Here is a 16,510-nt window from a genome sequence, read left to right on the forward strand (position 1 = left end):
GTAGATCCACGCCCTGCGTGGATGTGTTGGGTAGATGCCGACCTTGGTCGGCAGGTGTGCGCCAACCAAGGTTGGCGACTGCCGGTAAGCCCCGGCCACGCATGGCGTGGCGCTACTGCGTTGCTACCTGTGGTTCACGGGCTGCCGCGCTCCATGCGCGCAGCCCGAACACGGCCAGGCCGAGGAAGAACACGTACAGCGCTGCGGTCACGTGCAGCGACTTGAACAGGTAGGCACCCACGTACACCACGTCCACCGCGATCCACACCCACCAGCAGGCCACGTGGCGGCGCGCCTGCCACCACTGGCCGACCAGGCTCAGCGCGGTCAGCATCGCGTCCAGCCACGGCAGCGCGGCATCGGTGAAGGTGTGCATGGCCGCACCCAGCGCCACGCCGCCGCACAGGCCGATGGCCAGGTCGCGCAGCAGCTTGCCGCGCGCCAGTGGCACGATGCGGACGCTGCCCTCGTCGGCGGCGTGCTGCCGCCAGTTGAGCCAGCCGTAGACCAGGAAGCCACCGAAGGCGACCTGCAGCAGGGTGTCCGAGTACAGCTTGGCCTCGGCGAAGACCAGCCCGTACAGCGTCACCGACAGCAGGCCGACCGGCCACGCCACCAGCCGGCGCTTGGCCATCAGCCAGACGCCGAGGATGCTGCACAGCGCGGCGGTCCACTCGAGCATGACGCCGCTCACAGCGCGAACGTCACCGACAGGCGGGCCTGTCGCGGTGCGCCGGGGAACAGGTAGTAGTCACCGCCGCTGCTGCCGGTGTCGCGCCAGTAGAAGCGGTTGAACACGTTGTCCACCGACAGGTTCCAGGTCACCGCACGTTCGTGCAGGCGATGCTGGAAGCGCAGGCCGGCATCGAACACCGAGTAGTCCGGTGCGCGCACACCACCATCGGCGCGGGCGACGTTGGCGCCTGCATAGCGCCAGCCACCGGTCACATCCAGGCCCTGCACGAACGGCAGCGCGTAGGCCACGTGCACGCTGGCGCGCACCTTCGGCACGTTCACCAGCTGATGGCCTTCATAGGCCGGCGTGCCGGTGTCGCGCGCTCGTGCCTGCAGCATGCTGGCGCTGGCCACGATCTGCAGCGCATCGGTCAGCTGGCCGTTGGCGGTCAGCTCCAGGCCGGTGTGGGTCTGCGTGCCTTCCTCGACGAAGGTGTAGCCGACGTCGCTGTTGTCCGGCCTGGCGTACTGGTACGGCTGCGAAATGCGGAACACGGCTGCGCCCAGCGTCAGCGCCTCGACCGGCACGTACTTCACGCCCACTTCCAGCTGCCGCGACTGCACCGACGGCAGGAAGGTGTCGGCGTTGCTGGTCCAGAACGGCGCTTCCTGGCCCAGCGAGATGCCGCGCACGTAGCTGGCATAGGCGTTGAGCTGATCGGTGGCCTTCCACACCACGGCGGTCTGCGGCAGGAAACGCGACAGGCGGCTGTGCCGCTGCGGGGTACCACGCTTGTCGTAGGCACGCTCGTCCAGGCGCACGAAGCGGCCGCCGGCCAGCCACTGCCATTCGTCTCCGAAGCTCATCCGGTCCAGCGCGAAGAACGCGGTCTGGCGGCTGTCCAGGCGTCGTGCGGACGGCCCTGGCATCTTCGGCGACGGCGCGAACACCGGCACCTGTGCGTCGTGGATGTTGCTGGTGCCGACGTACTCGTTGACGCTCGGGCGCTTGTCTACCGTGCGGCGGAAGTAGTCGGCACCGATGGTCAACTCATGGCCGACGCTGCCGGTCTCGAAGCGGCCGCGCAGCTCGGCACGGGCCTGCTGGTTGCGGCGGGTGTCGTCCGGGCTGCGGTAGTCGTAGACGTCGTAGTCGCCATTGGGCGCGAAGTAGTTGCCCGGCACGCTGCCATCGGCACACTGCGTGGCGTAGTAGCAGCCGTAGGCGAAGGCGACGTTGTCATCGATCACCGAGCGGCTGTGGCCGACCGAGACGCGCGACTGCCAGGCATCGTTGAAGTCGTAGGTGTGCAACGCGGTGATGTTGGTGCTGGCGATATCCACCGGGCGCTGCCAGGGCTGGTAGCCGAGCAGGAATTCGCGATCCACGCCGTGCGGCAGCTCGCGCGCGCCCAGCAGCTGGTAGCCCGACACCGAACGCTGCGAACTGGTCTGGTAGTTGGCATCCACTTCCAGCTTGCCGCGCTCGCCGATCAGCCAGTCGGCGGCCAGCGAGTAGAAGTTGCGACGGCCATCGGCGTGCTCGACGTAGGAATTGCTGGAATCCCATGCGGCATTCAGGCGCAGGCCGAAACGCGGGGTGATCCAGTGGCCGACATCGACGGCGACGTAGCGCGAGCCTTCCGAGTCGGTACCGAGCGTGGCGGTGCGCACTTCGGCCGGGCGCTTGCCGATGTAGTTGATGATCCCGCCGGGCGCCATCACACCCGCGGCCAGGCCGGCTTCACCCTTGAGGATCTCAACCGACTGCACGTTCTCCAGCGCCAGGCGCTGTTCGCCGGCGATGGACAGGCCGTTGAAGCGGTAGCCGGTGGCGGCGTCCAGCGCGAAACCGCGGATGGCGATGTTCTGGTAGTAGCCCACCGGCGCATACGCATCGCCCAGCGAGGCATCGTTGCTGGCCAGCTCGGACAGCGAACGCACCTGCCGGCGGTCGAGGTAGTTGCGCTCGAGCACGTTCACCGAGGCCGGGGTGTCCTTCCAGGACCCACCACCGAAGGCGTTCACGCGTGAGGTATCGGCCTTGGGTTTGCCGGCCTGCACGCGCACTGCCGCCAGTTCGGTGGGCGAGCGCTCGGCGCCGGTGGCAGCCGCATCGGTGGCAGCGTCGGCCTCGCTGGCATGCAGCGGCAAGGCGGCGCAGAGGGCGAGGGAGAGCAGGGTGGGGCGCAGGCAGCGGTTCATTCGGTTCGTCTTCGGACAACAAGGGAGACGAAGCGACGGCGCGCAGGTGCACCGGCCCATGACGGGGGTGTGGCTGCGGCTCAAAGCTCCCTACGCCGGTGCAAACCGGATCAGGTTCCAAGGGACTCTCTCAGCCTGGCAGATCCAGGCACCCCCGCTTCAGGTGACCATTTCACTACAAATGGTACGGATTTGCGAGCCGGTGCCCTTCAGGCTGCCGCGTGCAACGCCTGCAGCAGTGCCTGTCCCGGCGCGCTGTGGAACCACGCCGGATGCCCCAGCATGAACGGCTGCCACGCCACATCCGCGTTTGCGGTGGAGCCAGTGATGCCTTCGAAGTACTCCACTTCGGACAGTGCGAAGTCGAAATGGACCATCGGCAGCAGTTCGGCCAGCAGGTGCACGCGTGCCGCCGACAACGGCAGCACCTCGCGGTAGCCGTCGAGCAGGGCCAGTGCGATATCGATGCGCACCGCCTCCATGCCGCGCTCCAGTTCCAGCCACGCCACTGCGTTGCGCTCGATCGCGGTGGCGAGGTCAAACAGTGCGCTGGTGGGCGAAGCCAGGCCGAAATCCAGCACGGTGCTGACCTGCCCGTCGCGCCACAGCAGGTTGGAGACATGCCAGTCGTTGTGCGCCCACAGCCGTGGCTCGTCGCGCAGGCGCTCGGCCAGGCCGGCATGCCACGGCAGCACGTCGCGCTGCAGCTGCGCTTCCCACGGAATGCGCGCGAGATAGCGGGCCAGCCCCGGTCGTGTGGGCAGTTCGGCTTTGATCGCGGCGATGGGATCGTCGGCGCGGATCAGATCGTCGCGCGCGACCAGCAGATGGGTACTGCGCTGTGGCGCGTGATAGCTGGCGGCGGCACGGTGCAACCGGGCCAGCATGCGGCCGGCTTCGCGGGCCTGCGCGACATCGGTCAGCAACGACCACGACACGGCATCGCGGTACAGGTCCTCGCCCACGCCCACGGCATGCAGCTCGAAGGTCCATTCGCCGTGCTCGACTGCGGTGTGGCCATCGGCTGCCGCCAGCACCTGCACCACCGGTACGCCGGCGGCAGCGAGATGGGCGATGAAGTGGTGTTCTTCTTCCAGGCAGGCGGCGCTGCGAACGCTGTGGTGGTGGCGCTTGATGAACACCGGTGCGCGCGTGCCATTGACGATGGCGGCGGCCGACAACGGTCGAGGACTGTGCCAGTGCGGCTGGCTGCCCGCATCCAGCTGCGGAAAGCGCTGGCGCAGCCACGCGAGGTCTGCGGTGCTGATCGGCGGCCAGTCGGCAGCGACCTCGTCGTTGTTGAGGCCCTGCACCCGGTGGGAAGAAGAAGTCATGCCGCAGCCCCAATGGGGAAAGTCACATCCAAGGCTGCGCATTCAACGCCATGGCCGCCCGCAACGCAAACGGGCGGGTCATCGACCCGCCCGTCGTCACATCGTCATCGGCGGTACCGCCGCGCCGGATTACCAGCCGCGATGGCGGCCGCGGTCGTGGTAGTAGCGGTTGTCGTAGTAGCGCTCGCGCTGCCAGCGACGGTCGTCACCGCGGTCGTAGTAGCCGCTGCGGTAGTAGCCACGGTCGTAACGGCGATCGTAGCGGTTGTCGTAACGGCGATTGTCGTAGTAACGACGGTCGCGGCGGTCAGATGTGGTCAGGTTGCCGATCGCGCCGCCGGCCACGGCACCGCCGACAGTGGCAGCGGGATCACCGTTGGAGAGCAGGTTGCCGGCCACGCCACCGACCACGGCGCCGACCAGGGTGCGCTTGTCCTTCCTCGACATCGCGCTGGCATCGCTGACCACGGCGACACCGGCCACCAGTGCCAGGGCCATCGCCAGACCACGGAAGCTGAGTGCGGAAGTACTGAGCATGTTCGTTCTCCTGTGAGGTGCATGCCACGCTGGGCAGGGAGGGCGCGGGGCGCCCCGGCTGCCGTGATGTCCACGCTGGCGTTCCAACATTGCCGGAACATTGCCTGGTCCACCGTGCGGCTTGCGCATTCATCTAGCGGCAGGCGGCATGAAGCAAGGCTGAAAGCGGCCCCGGCCGCTCAGCTGGCAGAAAGGGAAAAGGCCACGCGGACGTGGCCCTCCCTTCTCTCCCAAGGCGCCGCGGGCTTAGACGCCCATCGCCTTCTGCGCCTGCCGGGCCTGCTCCTGCTGGGCGTCCTGCTGCTGATGCAGCACGTTCGGCGCGCCCTGCACGGCACCGCTGCTGAGCGCCAGGCTCTGCTCGCTGGCGGCACGGGTCTCCACCGCCACGCGGCTGGCGGCGGGGTCGCCGATGGTGCCCTGCACGGCGAACAGGCGCTCACCGTTCGGGCTGGGCACCACCGAGTCGATGCGCTGCAGGCCGGCGGCATGCGCCTCCTTGGTCAATGCCGCAGCAGCGCTTTCCAGCGCGTGGCGGTCCTTGAAGGTCCCGGCCGGCAGCAGTTCCAGACCCTTGCTGGCCTGGATGAACAACGGATTGCGCGGGTGCCGCTCGTCGTTCAGCAACGGCCGTTCGCGTGCGTCCTTGATTGCCTCCAGGGTCTTCGCCCCGACAATGCCGTCGACCACCAGGCCGTTGTCCTTCTGCAGCTGGCGCACTGCCGTGTCGGTGTTGCGGCCGAAGCGGCCATCTTCGACCAGCGGCTTGCCGTCGGCGCCGACGTAGCCCAGGTGGCCCAGCTGCTCCTGCACCTTGCGCACGCCCTCGCTGTGCGCGCCCTGCTTGTACAGTTCGGCGTGCGGCGTGGCAGCGGCCTTGTGCTCGGGCGCAGGCTTGCCCTGGCTCTGCTCGTGCGACTGGGTGCGGTTTTCCAGCAGGTCGCGCGCCTTGGACAGCGGATCGGAGGCGTACAGCTTCCAGTTCGGGTGGTCCTTCACCTGCTTGAGGTAGTCCTCGACCGGCATGGTGTGCACGCCCTTGCTGCCGGTGGACTGGCTGATCAGCAGCTTGTCGGTGTTGGGGTCGCGCACCACCATCACGATGTGGTCGATGCCGTTCCAGTGCTCATGGCGGGTCCTGGCCGTATCCAGGCCGATGATCATGCCTTCCTTCAGCGCATCGGGCTTCAGGATCGCGTCGCGGTCCAGCAGCACGCCGGACTGGTCGAACGCCTTGCGCACGATCCCACCGGAACCGAGGTTGCCCAGGTCGATGCGATCAGCCTTGCTGAACACCGCGTGCCCGGCCTTCTGGTTGATCTCGTCCATGGTCCGGTTCTGCAGCGTGCCGACCCAGCCGGAACAGTCGATGTAACCCTGCTCCACGTTCTTGCCGGTCTTGCCCGGTACGTACAGCGCGTGGCCCGGAATGTTGATGGCGTACTTGACGTCGTCGTACTTCACGCCGGCCTCGTAGGCGGCCTGCAGTTCAATGCCTGGCTTCGGTGTGGCAGCTGCCGTTGCGGTTGCCGCCAGCGTGGCTGCACCCGCCGCCACGGCTGCGCTGGCCTGCGCAGGTGCTGCCGGGGTCTGGCCCTGGCCCTGCACTACCGCCTGCGGTTCGATGTTCTTTTCCGGAATGCTGATCGCTGCGTACTTGTGGATGTAATAGCTGGAGAACGTCCGCGCCAGGTCGCCGTCGTTCATCCCGCGCATCTCGGCCAGGGTGTGGCCGGTCAGCGCCTTCGCGTCGGAGCCGATCTGGTTCAGCACGTTGCGGCGCATGTTGATCTCGTCGCCGTGGCTGTTGCGGACCACGCCGAAGGTGCCGGTGGCAATCGCGGTCTGTACCGAGCCATAGCCGGCGCTGCCCTGCTGGTGGGCCAGGTACAGGTCCAGGCCAGTCGGGGCCTCACCGCCGGACAGGTAGGGATTACCGGTGCGCTCGTTGCGGCGTGCCATCGAGTCCAGGTTGTCCTGGTACATCTGTGCGGCCGCTTCGGTGTTGCGGGTGGGGTCGAACTCGTGGCCGGTCAGGTGGTACTGGCGCGCGGAGCCGGGCACGAACTGGAACAGGCCCTTGGCGCCGGATGAGGTGTTGTGGGCGCGCTCGTTGAAGGTGCCGCCGGTCTCGATGTGCGCGAAGCGCATGAAGTCATCCACAGGGATGCCCTTCTGCCTGGCGACCTGCTCGACGATGTCCAGGACTTCCTTTCTGCTGTAGTCATGCTGTGCCATGACGTTTTCCTCGGGGTTGATGGAGCGGCGCGTGCCGCGAATCGCCAACCGGACTCATCCGTGAGTCAAGAACATGTCGGTCAACAGGGAACCCGCGCGTGGCGGGTGCTATCAGGGCGCGACGTACTGCTGGGTCGCGCTGTCGAAGGTGTAGTGCACGGCGTCGCCGGCACCCAGTGCGCGGGTCTTGCCGGGGCCTTCGATGGTGGTGCCCTTGAAGGTCACGGTCAGTCGCGGCAGGCCGTTGCCGTCGGCAGCGAAGGCCAGTTCGCCATCGCTGTCGGTGCAGGGCATCACGTTGCCGTCGTCGCAGGCGGCACTGTTGTCCTCACCCGTGCGCACTGAACCGACATAGCGCCAGACCTTGCTGTCCACGTCGTCTTCGCTGCGCCTGGGGTTGAACAGCAGCAGCGCATAGCCGGTGCTGCTGATGCCGCGGTCGAAGCTGCTGGTCGGCACCGCCAGCAGCAGGCGACCATCGGCCGTGCGATGTTCAAGCGGCTTGCGCCGGGTATCGACATCGTCGGCCTTGTCGTACGCGCCCAGTGCGCCGATGGTCCATTCCTGGCCACGGAACTTCCATGGCTTCCTGGCGTCGGTGCCGGCCAGCACGAAGGTGGCCTCGGCAAGGTTGGCGCGGTCATCCGGACCGGCCGGCGTCTGCTCGCCCGGCTTGCCGTAGTGCTCGCGGGTATCCCAGGAGAAACCCGTGTAGTACGTGGTGCCATCGAGAGTGAAGGTGTGGCCGAACCAGAAGGTCGCCACGCTGCCGTTCTGGACCTCATAGGAGGTCGCGCCATCGCCGTCCACCTGGTAGGTGAAATACATCACGGTCGGCGCGTCGGGCGGGGTGGCGGCGGCATCGGGGGTGGGGGTCTGCATCGGGGCAACATCCTGTCGGGGCGCATTGGCAGCCTGCGCAGGGGCGCCGGGCTGGGAGGACGAGGGGGCCGGATCGGCGGCGCTGCAGGCGGCAGCGGAAAGAGAGACGAGCAGGCACGCCGCGAATGCGCGCAGAGGCCGCAACGGCAGGGTCCAACGTAGCTTGGGGGGATGATGCATGCGCCTCTCCATGGTCAGCGTTGCCGGGCCAGACGGCCGGCAGGAAACCGCGCCACGTCCACCAGGGACGGGAGCGAGGACATGAGCCGGTCGATTCCTTCGACCTCGCATTGAGAACTCATGCCGTACCATCTTGGCACAGATCGGCGGCCGGTCAAAGAGGGCGGTGGCAGCTGCCCTTCTTGTGTGATCTGGCTCTCAGATCTTGCCGTCGCGCAGGTAATCGAACAGCTCGGCGTCGCCCTTGAGGCCCAGTTTGAGCATGGCGTCACCCTTCTGCCGGCTGATGGTACTGACGCTCTTGTGCAGCTGCAGCGAGATTTCCTTCACGGTCATGCCGGTGCCCAGCAGCCGCAGCACCTCCACCTCGCGTGGCGACAGTGGCTTGCCGTCGCCCTCGCGCATGCGCCAGCTGCCAGCGGCCTCGACCCGCTCGCGCAGGCTGCGGCTGATGTAGGGCTGGCCCCGGTAGACCGCCTGGATGGCCTGTGGCAGTTCGTCCATCGACGAACTCTTGTCGACCAGGCCGAGCACGCCGCTGTCGAGCACCATGCGCAGGATCGCCAGGTTGTTGGAGACACTGAGCATCAGCACCGGCAGGTCGGGATGACGGCGGCGGATCATGCCGATCATGGCGAAGCCGTCGGCCTGGGGACTGCCCGGCATGGAGTAGTCGGTGACCAGCAGGTCACAGGGCTGGCTGCCGAGCAGGGCCATCAGCGCCTGCGCGCTGTCGGCTTCGCCGACCACGCGGCCCACCCCGCTCGATTCGATGACGGCACGGGTACCGATACGGACCACCGGGTGGTCGTCTGCGATGATGATGCGCAAGCTCATGCTCTAGTATGGCCACCGGGCACGCCGGACCGCGACCATCGCGGTTCCTGGCAGATTCTAGGAGATCAACGCCGATGCGTAGCTGGGCTGTTCGCGGGCTGGTCCTGCTGCTGGCCGTGCTGGTGCTGCCTGCGGCGCTGGCACAGGCGGTGCCTGGGCTGTTGCCGCTCAGCCCGCTGCAGCGCGAGTACCTTGCCGCGCATCCGAGCATCGTCGTGGGCCAGTATGACAGTGGCTGGCCGCCGTTCGAGTCCCTCCGTGATGGCCAGCAGGTCGGCCTGGGCCCGGATTATCTGTCGCTTCTCGCCCGTCAGCTGGGCGTGAAGGTGGAGGCACGGCGCTATCCCGACTGGACATCCGTGCTGGATGCGGCATGTCGTGGCGAGATCGATGTAGTGATGAATGTCGGTCTCAGTGCCGACCGCACCCGCTGCATGGTCTATACCGCCGCCTATGGCGAGGCAGCGCTGGCCCTGGTGGGACGCCCGGATGACCTGCGTGCCTCCGACATCCCCGACCTGGATGGACTGCGGGTGGTGATCGAGCAGGACTTCCTGACCGGCCCGCAGGTGCGGGCGCGCTTTCCCCGGGCACGACAGCTTGTCGCAAACAGCTCGTTGGCGGCGCTGGAGATGGTCAGAGACGACAAGGCAGACGTTTACATCGGCAATGCCTACGTGGCCACCGAACTGATCGCACGCGAGGACCTGCAGGGGGTCGTGCTGCTGCGTCCCAGCGATCTGCCGCCCGAACGGCTGCACTTCGGTGTTCCCAACAGCAAGCAGCCGTTGGCCGAAGCATTGGACCTGGCACTGGCTGCGACCAGCCAGGCCCAGCGCGATGCGCTGGTGCAGCGCTGGCTGCCACCTCCGCAGTGGTCGGCATCGGCACAGCTGGCGTTGAGCCAGGCCGAGAAACGGGTATTGGAGCAGCCGTTGAAGATCGGCTTCGCGCCGAACGCGGCGCCGCTGTCGTTCGCGGACCAGGATGGCAACCCCAGTGGCCTGGCCAGCGAATACCTGCGGCGCCTGCTGCAGGCTGGCGCCAACCTGCAGGTGGAAAACAGCCACGACTGGTACGAGGTACGCGAGAAGGCGCGCCGCGGCGAGCTGCAGGCAGTGATGGGCATTCCTGCCGATTCTCGCTACCTGGGCCCGGACTGGGTGTTCAGCCAGCCCTTCATCAGCGTGCCGAACGTGATCGTCAGCCGGCGTGACAGCCCGGCGTTGCTGGGCCTGTCCGACCTGCAGGGCAAGCGGGTGCTGCTGTCCGATCCGGAACGTGTGCGTGGCTATGTGCTGCAGCAGGCGCCGCAGGCGCGGATCATCGCGGCACGCAGCGCGGAACAGGCCCTGCAGCGCCTGATCAATGGCGACGCCGATGCCTACGTAGGCAACCTGGCACTGGTTGACCATCTGCTGCGCAACCGCTTCCCGGGGCGCCTGCAGGTGGCGGCACCGGCAGGTTTCAACGATCAGCTGGTGCTGGCGGTTGAGCGCCGCCATGCCGCCCTGGCCACCACCTTCGACCGCCTGCTGCTGCAGATGACGCCGCGCAAGCGCGAGGCCCTGCGCGGGGACTGGCTGGCCGTCGAGTACCGCAACGGCCTGGACTGGAACAGCGCGATGCGCTGGGGCGTGCCGCTGCTGCTGGTGCTGCTCACCGCGCTGCTGGTGCACGCCATCGGGCATTGGCGGCTGCGCCGCGAGGTGGCCGGACGGCGTCACCTGGAACAGCGCCTGGCCGAAGTCACCGACAACCTGCCCGCCGTGGTCTATCAGGCTCGCCGCGCGGCAGACGGAACCCTCAGCTTCCCGTTCATTGCCGGTGACCTGCAGGCGTTGTTCGGGATCAGCCGGCAGCAGGCCGAACAGGATGCAATGTGCCTGCTGGAGCGCATCGAGGAAGACGACCGCGAGCACATCCTGCATGCGGTCGAGCAGGCGGCGCGCCAGTTCGCACCGCTTGTTCTCGAGTTCCGGCTGCGACCTGAAGGCACCGGCGCGCGCTGGGTGCGCAGCCAGGCCCATCCCTATGCGGCGGAAGCGGGCGTGGTCACCTGGAGTGGATACTGGGTGGATGTCAGCGAGGCGCGTGCACAGGCCGAGGCCCTGACTGCGGCCAAGGCTGACGCCGAACAGGCGGCGGAGGCGAAGTCGCGTTTCCTGGCGACCATGAGCCATGAAATCCGAACGCCGATGAGTGGCGTGCTGGGCATGCTGGAAGTGCTGGCGCATTCGCCGCTGGATGCCGAGCAGCAGCGCATCCTCGGGGTGATCGAGGATTCGGCGCAGATGCTGCGGCAGATCCTCGACGATATTCTTGACTACTCGCGGCTGGAGGCCGGCGCGCTGCGCCTGGAACCGGTGCCGCAGCCGCTGCGGCCATTGCTGGAAAGCGTGTGCCGGTTGTTGTCGGCGCAGGCCAGTGCACGTGGGCTGGACCTGCACGTGCAGATCGACCCGCAGCTGGCGGCCGCGCACGAAGTGGATGGCGTGCGCCTGCGCCAGATCGTGTTCAACCTGCTCAGCAACGCCATCAAGTTCACCGTGCGCGGCGAAGTGCGGCTGCAGCTGGACGTGCTGGGGCCGACCGCCGAAGACGGCAGCCAGCCGCTGTGCCTGAGCGTCACCGACACCGGTATCGGCATCGCGCCGGAACAGCTGCAGCACCTGTTTGCGCCGTTTACCCAGGCTGGTGCCTACATCCAGCGCGACCATGGGGGTACCGGCCTGGGCCTGAGCATCTGCCAGCGCCTGGTGCAGATGATGGACGGCGAGCTGGAGCTGCACAGCACGCTGGGCGAAGGGACCCTCGCCGAGGTGCGGCTGTCGCTGGTGGAAGCCGGCAGCGGTGATGTGGAAGCGCTGGTCGCCGAGCAGGAACAGGCCTCGCTGCTGCCGCAGGCGTTGCGCCAGGCGCGGGTGCTGGTGATCGAAGACCACCCGACCAACCAGGCGATGATGGCCTGGCGACTGCAGCAGCTGGGGGTGCCGCATGTGATGGTCGGTGACGGCCAGCAGGGCTTGGATCGGCTGTCGTCGGAGAGTTTCGATCTGGTGATCACCGACTGCCGGATGCCGGTGCTCGATGGCTTCGGTTTCACCCGCCTGCTGCGCGAACGCGAGGGCCGCAACGGCCAGCCGCGGCTGACCGTGCTGGCGCTGACCGCCAGCGTGCTGGATGACGATGCACGGCGCTGCCGCGAGGCCGGCATGGACGAAGTGCTGGCCAAGCCGCTGTCACTGGCCACGCTGCGCACCGCACTGCTGCGCTGGTTGCCGCAGGCGCAGGGACAGTCGTTCGAGGAGCCGCAGGCCGGGTCCGCTGCCGACGATGGTGGGACGCTGCCCGATCTGGACAGCCTGCAGCGGCGCTTCGGCTCGCGTGCGGTGGCCGAGCAGCTGCGCGACAGCCTGTTGCAGGCCAGCGAAGGCGATCTTGCCGCCGTGAAGCACGCGCTGCAGGCTGGAGATCGCGAGGCGGCCGCACTGCACCTGCATCGCCAGGCCGGTGGGTTGGGCGCGGTGGGAGCGACAGTGCTGGCCGGGCAGGCCAATGCGCTGGTGGAGCGTCTGCAGGATGCGGCGGAAACCGATGTGGCGCCGTTGTTCGCGGCAGTGGCGGAATTTGTGGCACGGCTGCAGCGACAGCTGCAGCGCCTGGCTCACTGAGCCGACTGCTGCTGCAGGTAGGCGATCACCAGTGCGCGGCGTTCGGCGCTGGGGAAGGCGTTGTACATGCGCGTGCCGGGCACCACGTGGGTGGGCGACTGCAGGAACGCATCCAGGGTCTGCGCGGTCCAGGTGATATCGGCGCGGCGCATGCCGTCGGAATAGCCATAGTCCGGCAGGCTGCCAGCGCGGCGGCCGATCACGCCGTGCAGATTGGGTCCGAAGCGGTGGATGCCACCAGGTTGCACGGTGTGGCAGCCGGCACACAGCTCGAATGCGCGCTGCATGGCCTGCTGCTGCGCCTGTTCCGGCGTGGCCGGTGCCGCAGGCGGGCGCTGGCAGGCCGTGGCCGCCAGGGTCAAAGCAATGGTGATGAGCAGGCGGAAAGCACGCATGGGCGGGCAGGATAGCGACGCAGCGGGGCAGGTGGGCTGCGACACGCGGTCGCAGCCCGGAGCAATCACATGCCCGAATAGTTCGGGCCGCCACCGCCCTGCGGGGTCACCCAGACGATGTTCTGGGTCGGGTCCTTGATGTCGCAGGTCTTGCAGTGCACGCAGTTCTGCGCGTTGATCTGCAGGCGCGCGTTATCGGCTTCACCGACGAACTCGTACACACCCGCCGGGCAGTAGCGGGCTTCCGGGCCGGCGTACTCGGCCAGGTTCACCTTCACCGGAATGCTGGGGTCCTTCAGCGTCAGGTGGCTGGGCTGGTTCTCGTCGTGGTTGGTGCTGCTGAGGAACACCGAGCTGAGACGGTCGAAGGTCAGCACGCCATCCGGCTTCGGGTAGGCGATGCGGGTGTGCTTGGCCGCCGGCTCCAGGCAGACGTGATCCGGCTGCGTGCGGTGCAGGGTCCACGGCGGATTGCGCACGCCCAGCTTCGGCAGCAGCCACTGCTCCACGCCGGTCATCAGCGTGGCCACGGTCTGGCCCTTCTTGAACCACTGCTTGAAGTTCTTGGCCTGCTGCAGTTCGGTGAACAGCCAGCTGGCTTCGAACGCCTTCGGGTAGGCGCTCAGTTCATCGTGCTGGCGGTCGGCGGCCAGCGCGTCGAACGCGGCATCGGCGCACAGCATGCCGGTCTTGATCGCGGCATGGCTGCCCTTGATGCGGCTGGCGTTGAGGTAGCCGGCCTCGCAGCCGACCAGCGCGCCACCCGGGAACACGGTCTTGGGCAGCGACAGCAGGCCGCCGGCGGTGATCGCACGCGCGCCGTAACCGATGCGGGTGCCACCCTCCAGGTGCTTGCGGATGGACGGATGGGTCTTGAAGCGCTGGAACTCTTCGAACGGGCTCAGCCACGGGTTCCTGTAGTCCAGGCCAACCACATAACCGATGGCGACCTTGCCGCCGTCGGCGTGGTACAGGAACGCACCACCGTAGGTGTCGCTGTCCAGCGGCCAGCCGGCGGCGTGCACCACCAGGCCCGGCTCATGCTTGGCCGGGTCGATCTGCCACAGTTCCTTGATGCCGATGCCGTAGGCCTGCGGGTCCTTGCCTTCATCAAGCTTGTAGCGCGCGATCAGCTGGCGGCCGAGGTGCCCGCGTGCGCCTTCGGCGAAGATCGTGTACTTGGCCTGCAGCGCCATGCCCCGTTCGAAGGTCGGGCCGATGCTGCCGTCCTTCTCGATGCCCATGTCGCCGGTGGCCACGCCGATCACTTCACCGTTGTCGCCGTACAGCACCTCGGCTGCGGCGAAGCCGGGGAAGATCGCCACTTCCAGCGCTTCGGCCTGCTGCGCCAGCCAGCGGGTCACTTCACCCAGGCTGATGATGTAGTTGCCTTCGTTGTGGAAGCACTCCGGCAGCAGCGCGTTGGGCGTGCTGCGTGCGCCGGTTTCGCTGAGGAACAGGAATTCGTCGCGGGTGACCTTCTGCTTCAGCGGTGCGCCGCGCTCGGCCCAGTCCGGGAACAGTTCGGTCAGTGCGCGCGGATCCATCACGGCGCCGGACAGGACGTGCGCGCCCGGTTCGGAGCCCTTCTCCAGCACGCACACCGACAGGTCGCGGCCGGCTTCGATCGCGCGCTGGCGCAGGCGGATCGCGGTGGCCAGGCCGGCGGGGCCGGCGCCGACGATCACCACGTCGAACTCCATTACTTCACGCGGGGGCAGGGCGTTGGCTTCAGCGCTCATCGATTGCATGACTCGTGGGTAGGGCCGGCATCGGGGCCACCGGCGGTGCCTGGGAATCGCGCGTGCAGCCACGAGCGAAACGGTTGTTTGAATGTGTCAGGGTACCGGGCCGCGCGTGATCGAGCTAGATCGACGATGTTCACGTCATGATTGCTGCGGTGCAGCGTAATGCACGTGGCCGGGTAGGTGCCAACCTTGGTTGGCACATTGTTTCACCGCCCGGACCCGCTTCCGTGTGGACCAAGGTCCACACCTGCCAGACGCGATGCTTGCGGATGACCGACAATGGCCGGGTCCTGACTGCGCGTGAGTGCCATGGCTTTGCATCCGTACGATCTGTTCGATGTCCGTTCCCTGCTCAACGAGGAAGAGCGCGCGGTGCAGGAGAGCGTCGCCCGCTTCACCAACGAGCGCGTGCTGCCGATCATCGGCGATGCCTTCGACCAGGCCCGCTTCCCTTCAGAGCTGGTGCCGGAGATCGCCGCGCTGGGCCTGCTCGGTGCCACCCTGCCGGCCGAATACGGCGGCGGCGACCTCGGTGCGGTCAGCTATGGCCTGATCTGCCAGGAGCTGGAGCGCGGCGATTCGGGCCTGCGCAGCTTCGTCTCGGTGCAGAGCTCGCTGTGCATGTACCCGATCTATGCCTACGGCAGCGAGGAGCAACGCCAGCAGTGGTTGCCGGCGATGGCGCGCGGTGAGCTGATCGGCTGCTTCGGCCTGACCGAGGCACACGGCGGTTCCGATCCGGCCAGCATGAAGACCCGCGCGGTGCGCGACGGCAGCGACTGGCGCATCAGCGGCAGCAAGATGTGGATCACCAGCGGCCCGGTGGCCGATCTGGCCATCGTCTGGGCGCAGACCGAAGACGGCATCCAGGGCTTCGTGCTGGAAAAGGGCATGGCCGGCTTCACCACGCAGGAGATCAAGCACAAGATGAGCCTGCGCGCATCGCTGACCGGCGCGCTGTTCTTCGACGACGTGCGCGTGCCCGACAGCCACCGCCTGCCGAACGTGAAGGGCCTCAAGGGACCGCTGGGTTGCCTGACCCAGGCCCGCTACGGCATCAGCTGGGGCCCGATCGGCGCTGCCATTGCCTGCCTGGATGAAGCGCTGGGCTATGCCAAGGAACGCGTGCTGTTCGGTCGCCCGCTGGCGGCCACGCAGAGCGCGCAGATGAAGCTGGCCGAGATGGCCCGCCGCATCACCACCGCGCAGCTGCTGGCCCTGCAGCTGGGCCGCCTGAAGGAAGCCGGGCAGCTGCAGCCGCAGCAGGTCAGCCTGGCCAAGTGGAACAACTGCCGCATGGCCATCGACATCGCCCGCGAGTGTCGCGATCTGCTGGGCGGCGCCGGTATCACCACCGAGCATGTGGCGATCCGGCATGCACTGAACCTGGAATCGGTGATCACCTATGAAGGCACCGAGACCGTGCACCAGCTGGTGATCGGCCGCGAACTGACCGGCATCAGCGCGTTCTGAGCGGTGCGGGGAACACCATCCACGCATGGCGTGGATCTACTGCACATGGCACCTGCCACTACAACCTGGGATGTGCTTTGGTAGGTGCCAACCCTGGTTGGCACATTCCTTCAGCGCGCGACCGGGCATCGGTGCGGACCAAGGTCCGCACCCACCAGAAGCGATCCACAGCCATCAGAGGTTCTCGGCGGCGGCCTGGACCTGCCTTTGGTAGGTGCCAACCCTGGTTGGCACATTCCTTCAGCGCGCGACCAGGCATCGGTGCGGACCAAGGTCCGCACCCACCAGAAGCGATCCACAGCCATCAGAGGTTCTCGGCGGCGGCCTGGACC

The 16,510-nt window shown here is 67.5% G+C and carries 11 protein-coding genes and 1 riboswitch; of the genes, 2 read left to right on the plus strand and 9 right to left on the minus strand.

Annotation, left to right across the window (positions count from 1 at the left end; all coding sequences use genetic code 11):
- Positions 1–112: 112 nt before the first annotated feature.
- The 7 genes from pnuC to ACX9OT_RS07870 form a co-directional block, all read right to left on the minus strand.
- Positions 113–682 (minus strand): nicotinamide riboside transporter PnuC, encoded by a 570-nt coding sequence (gene pnuC / locus ACX9OT_RS07840; protein WP_012509709.1) that lies wholly within the window; start codon positions 680–682, stop codon positions 113–115.
- Between the two features lie 8 nt (positions 683–690).
- Positions 691–2,880, minus strand: a complete 2,190-nt coding sequence (locus ACX9OT_RS07845; protein ID WP_149909465.1) for a TonB-dependent receptor — start codon at positions 2,878–2,880, stop codon at positions 691–693.
- Between the two features lie 70 nt (positions 2,881–2,950).
- A riboswitch (TPP riboswitch) is annotated at positions 2,951–3,046 on the minus strand.
- Positions 3,047–3,089: 43 nt separating this feature from the next.
- A complete protein-coding gene (locus ACX9OT_RS07850; protein WP_049461852.1) occupies positions 3,090–4,214 on the minus strand; it encodes a phosphotransferase enzyme family protein in 1,125 nt (374 codons plus the stop codon).
- Between the two features lie 129 nt (positions 4,215–4,343).
- Complete coding sequence (locus tag ACX9OT_RS07855) at positions 4,344–4,751, minus strand: glycine zipper 2TM domain-containing protein (RefSeq protein ID WP_071228796.1); 408 nt, start codon at positions 4,749–4,751, stop codon at positions 4,344–4,346.
- Between the two features lie 246 nt (positions 4,752–4,997).
- Complete coding sequence (locus tag ACX9OT_RS07860) at positions 4,998–6,989, minus strand: peptidoglycan-binding protein (RefSeq protein WP_049461854.1); 1,992 nt, start codon at positions 6,987–6,989, stop codon at positions 4,998–5,000.
- 111 nt (positions 6,990–7,100) lie between these two features.
- Positions 7,101–7,871, minus strand: coding sequence for a hypothetical protein (locus tag ACX9OT_RS07865; protein ID WP_049398613.1), 771 nt, complete (start codon positions 7,869–7,871; stop codon positions 7,101–7,103).
- A 378-nt stretch (positions 7,872–8,249) separates the two neighbouring features.
- On the minus strand, positions 8,250–8,888 hold the full coding sequence (locus tag ACX9OT_RS07870; RefSeq protein ID WP_032130138.1) for a response regulator: 639 nt from the start codon (positions 8,886–8,888) through the stop codon (positions 8,250–8,252).
- 74 nt (positions 8,889–8,962) lie between these two features.
- Here ACX9OT_RS07870 and ACX9OT_RS07875 point away from each other — a divergent pair, with 74 nt between their 5' ends.
- A complete protein-coding gene (locus tag ACX9OT_RS07875) occupies positions 8,963–12,562 on the plus strand; it encodes an ATP-binding protein (protein WP_049461850.1) in 3,600 nt (1,199 codons plus the stop codon).
- Here ACX9OT_RS07875 and ACX9OT_RS07880 read toward each other — a convergent pair.
- Both ACX9OT_RS07880 and ACX9OT_RS07885 read right to left on the minus strand, forming a co-directional pair.
- Positions 12,556–12,957 (minus strand): c-type cytochrome, encoded by a 402-nt coding sequence (locus ACX9OT_RS07880; protein ID WP_032130140.1) that lies wholly within the window; start codon positions 12,955–12,957, stop codon positions 12,556–12,558. The genes ACX9OT_RS07875 and ACX9OT_RS07880 overlap by 7 nt on opposite strands.
- Positions 12,958–13,022: 65 nt before the next feature.
- Complete coding sequence (locus tag ACX9OT_RS07885; protein WP_149909464.1) at positions 13,023–14,699, minus strand: electron transfer flavoprotein-ubiquinone oxidoreductase; 1,677 nt, start codon at positions 14,697–14,699, stop codon at positions 13,023–13,025.
- A 315-nt stretch (positions 14,700–15,014) separates the two neighbouring features.
- Here ACX9OT_RS07885 and ACX9OT_RS07890 point away from each other — a divergent pair, with 315 nt between their 5' ends.
- Positions 15,015–16,178 carry an acyl-CoA dehydrogenase family protein gene (locus tag ACX9OT_RS07890; RefSeq protein ID WP_049461848.1) on the plus strand — a complete coding sequence of 388 codons (1,164 nt, stop codon included), beginning with the start codon at positions 15,015–15,017 and terminating at the stop codon, positions 16,176–16,178.
- The last annotated feature ends 332 nt before the right edge of the window (positions 16,179–16,510 follow it).

The organism is Stenotrophomonas genospecies 3 (genome assembly GCF_054473855.1).

Excerpts from the sequence above, each read along its gene's own strand:
- ACX9OT_RS07885 (WP_149909464.1), bottom strand. The coding sequence starts at position 14,699 with ATGAGCGCTGAAGCCAACGCCCTGCCCCCGCGTGAAGTAATGGAGTTC.
- ACX9OT_RS07850 (WP_049461852.1), bottom strand. The coding sequence starts at position 4,214 with ATGACTTCTTCTTCCCACCGGGTGCAGGGCCTCAACAACGACGAGGTC.
- ACX9OT_RS07865 (WP_049398613.1), bottom strand. The coding sequence starts at position 7,871 with ATGCAGACCCCCACCCCCGATGCCGCCGCCACCCCGCCCGACGCGCCG.
- ACX9OT_RS07855 (WP_071228796.1), bottom strand. The coding sequence starts at position 4,751 with ATGCTCAGTACTTCCGCACTCAGCTTCCGTGGTCTGGCGATGGCCCTG.
- pnuC (WP_012509709.1), bottom strand. The coding sequence starts at position 682 with ATGCTCGAGTGGACCGCCGCGCTGTGCAGCATCCTCGGCGTCTGGCTG.
- ACX9OT_RS07845 (WP_149909465.1), bottom strand. The coding sequence starts at position 2,880 with ATGAACCGCTGCCTGCGCCCCACCCTGCTCTCCCTCGCCCTCTGCGCC.
- ACX9OT_RS07875 (WP_049461850.1), top strand. The coding sequence starts at position 8,963 with ATGCGTAGCTGGGCTGTTCGCGGGCTGGTCCTGCTGCTGGCCGTGCTG.
- ACX9OT_RS07880 (WP_032130140.1), bottom strand. The coding sequence starts at position 12,957 with ATGCGTGCTTTCCGCCTGCTCATCACCATTGCTTTGACCCTGGCGGCC.
- ACX9OT_RS07860 (WP_049461854.1), bottom strand. The coding sequence starts at position 6,989 with ATGGCACAGCATGACTACAGCAGAAAGGAAGTCCTGGACATCGTCGAG.
- ACX9OT_RS07870 (WP_032130138.1), bottom strand. The coding sequence starts at position 8,888 with ATGAGCTTGCGCATCATCATCGCAGACGACCACCCGGTGGTCCGTATC.
- ACX9OT_RS07890 (WP_049461848.1), top strand. The coding sequence starts at position 15,015 with ATGGCTTTGCATCCGTACGATCTGTTCGATGTCCGTTCCCTGCTCAAC.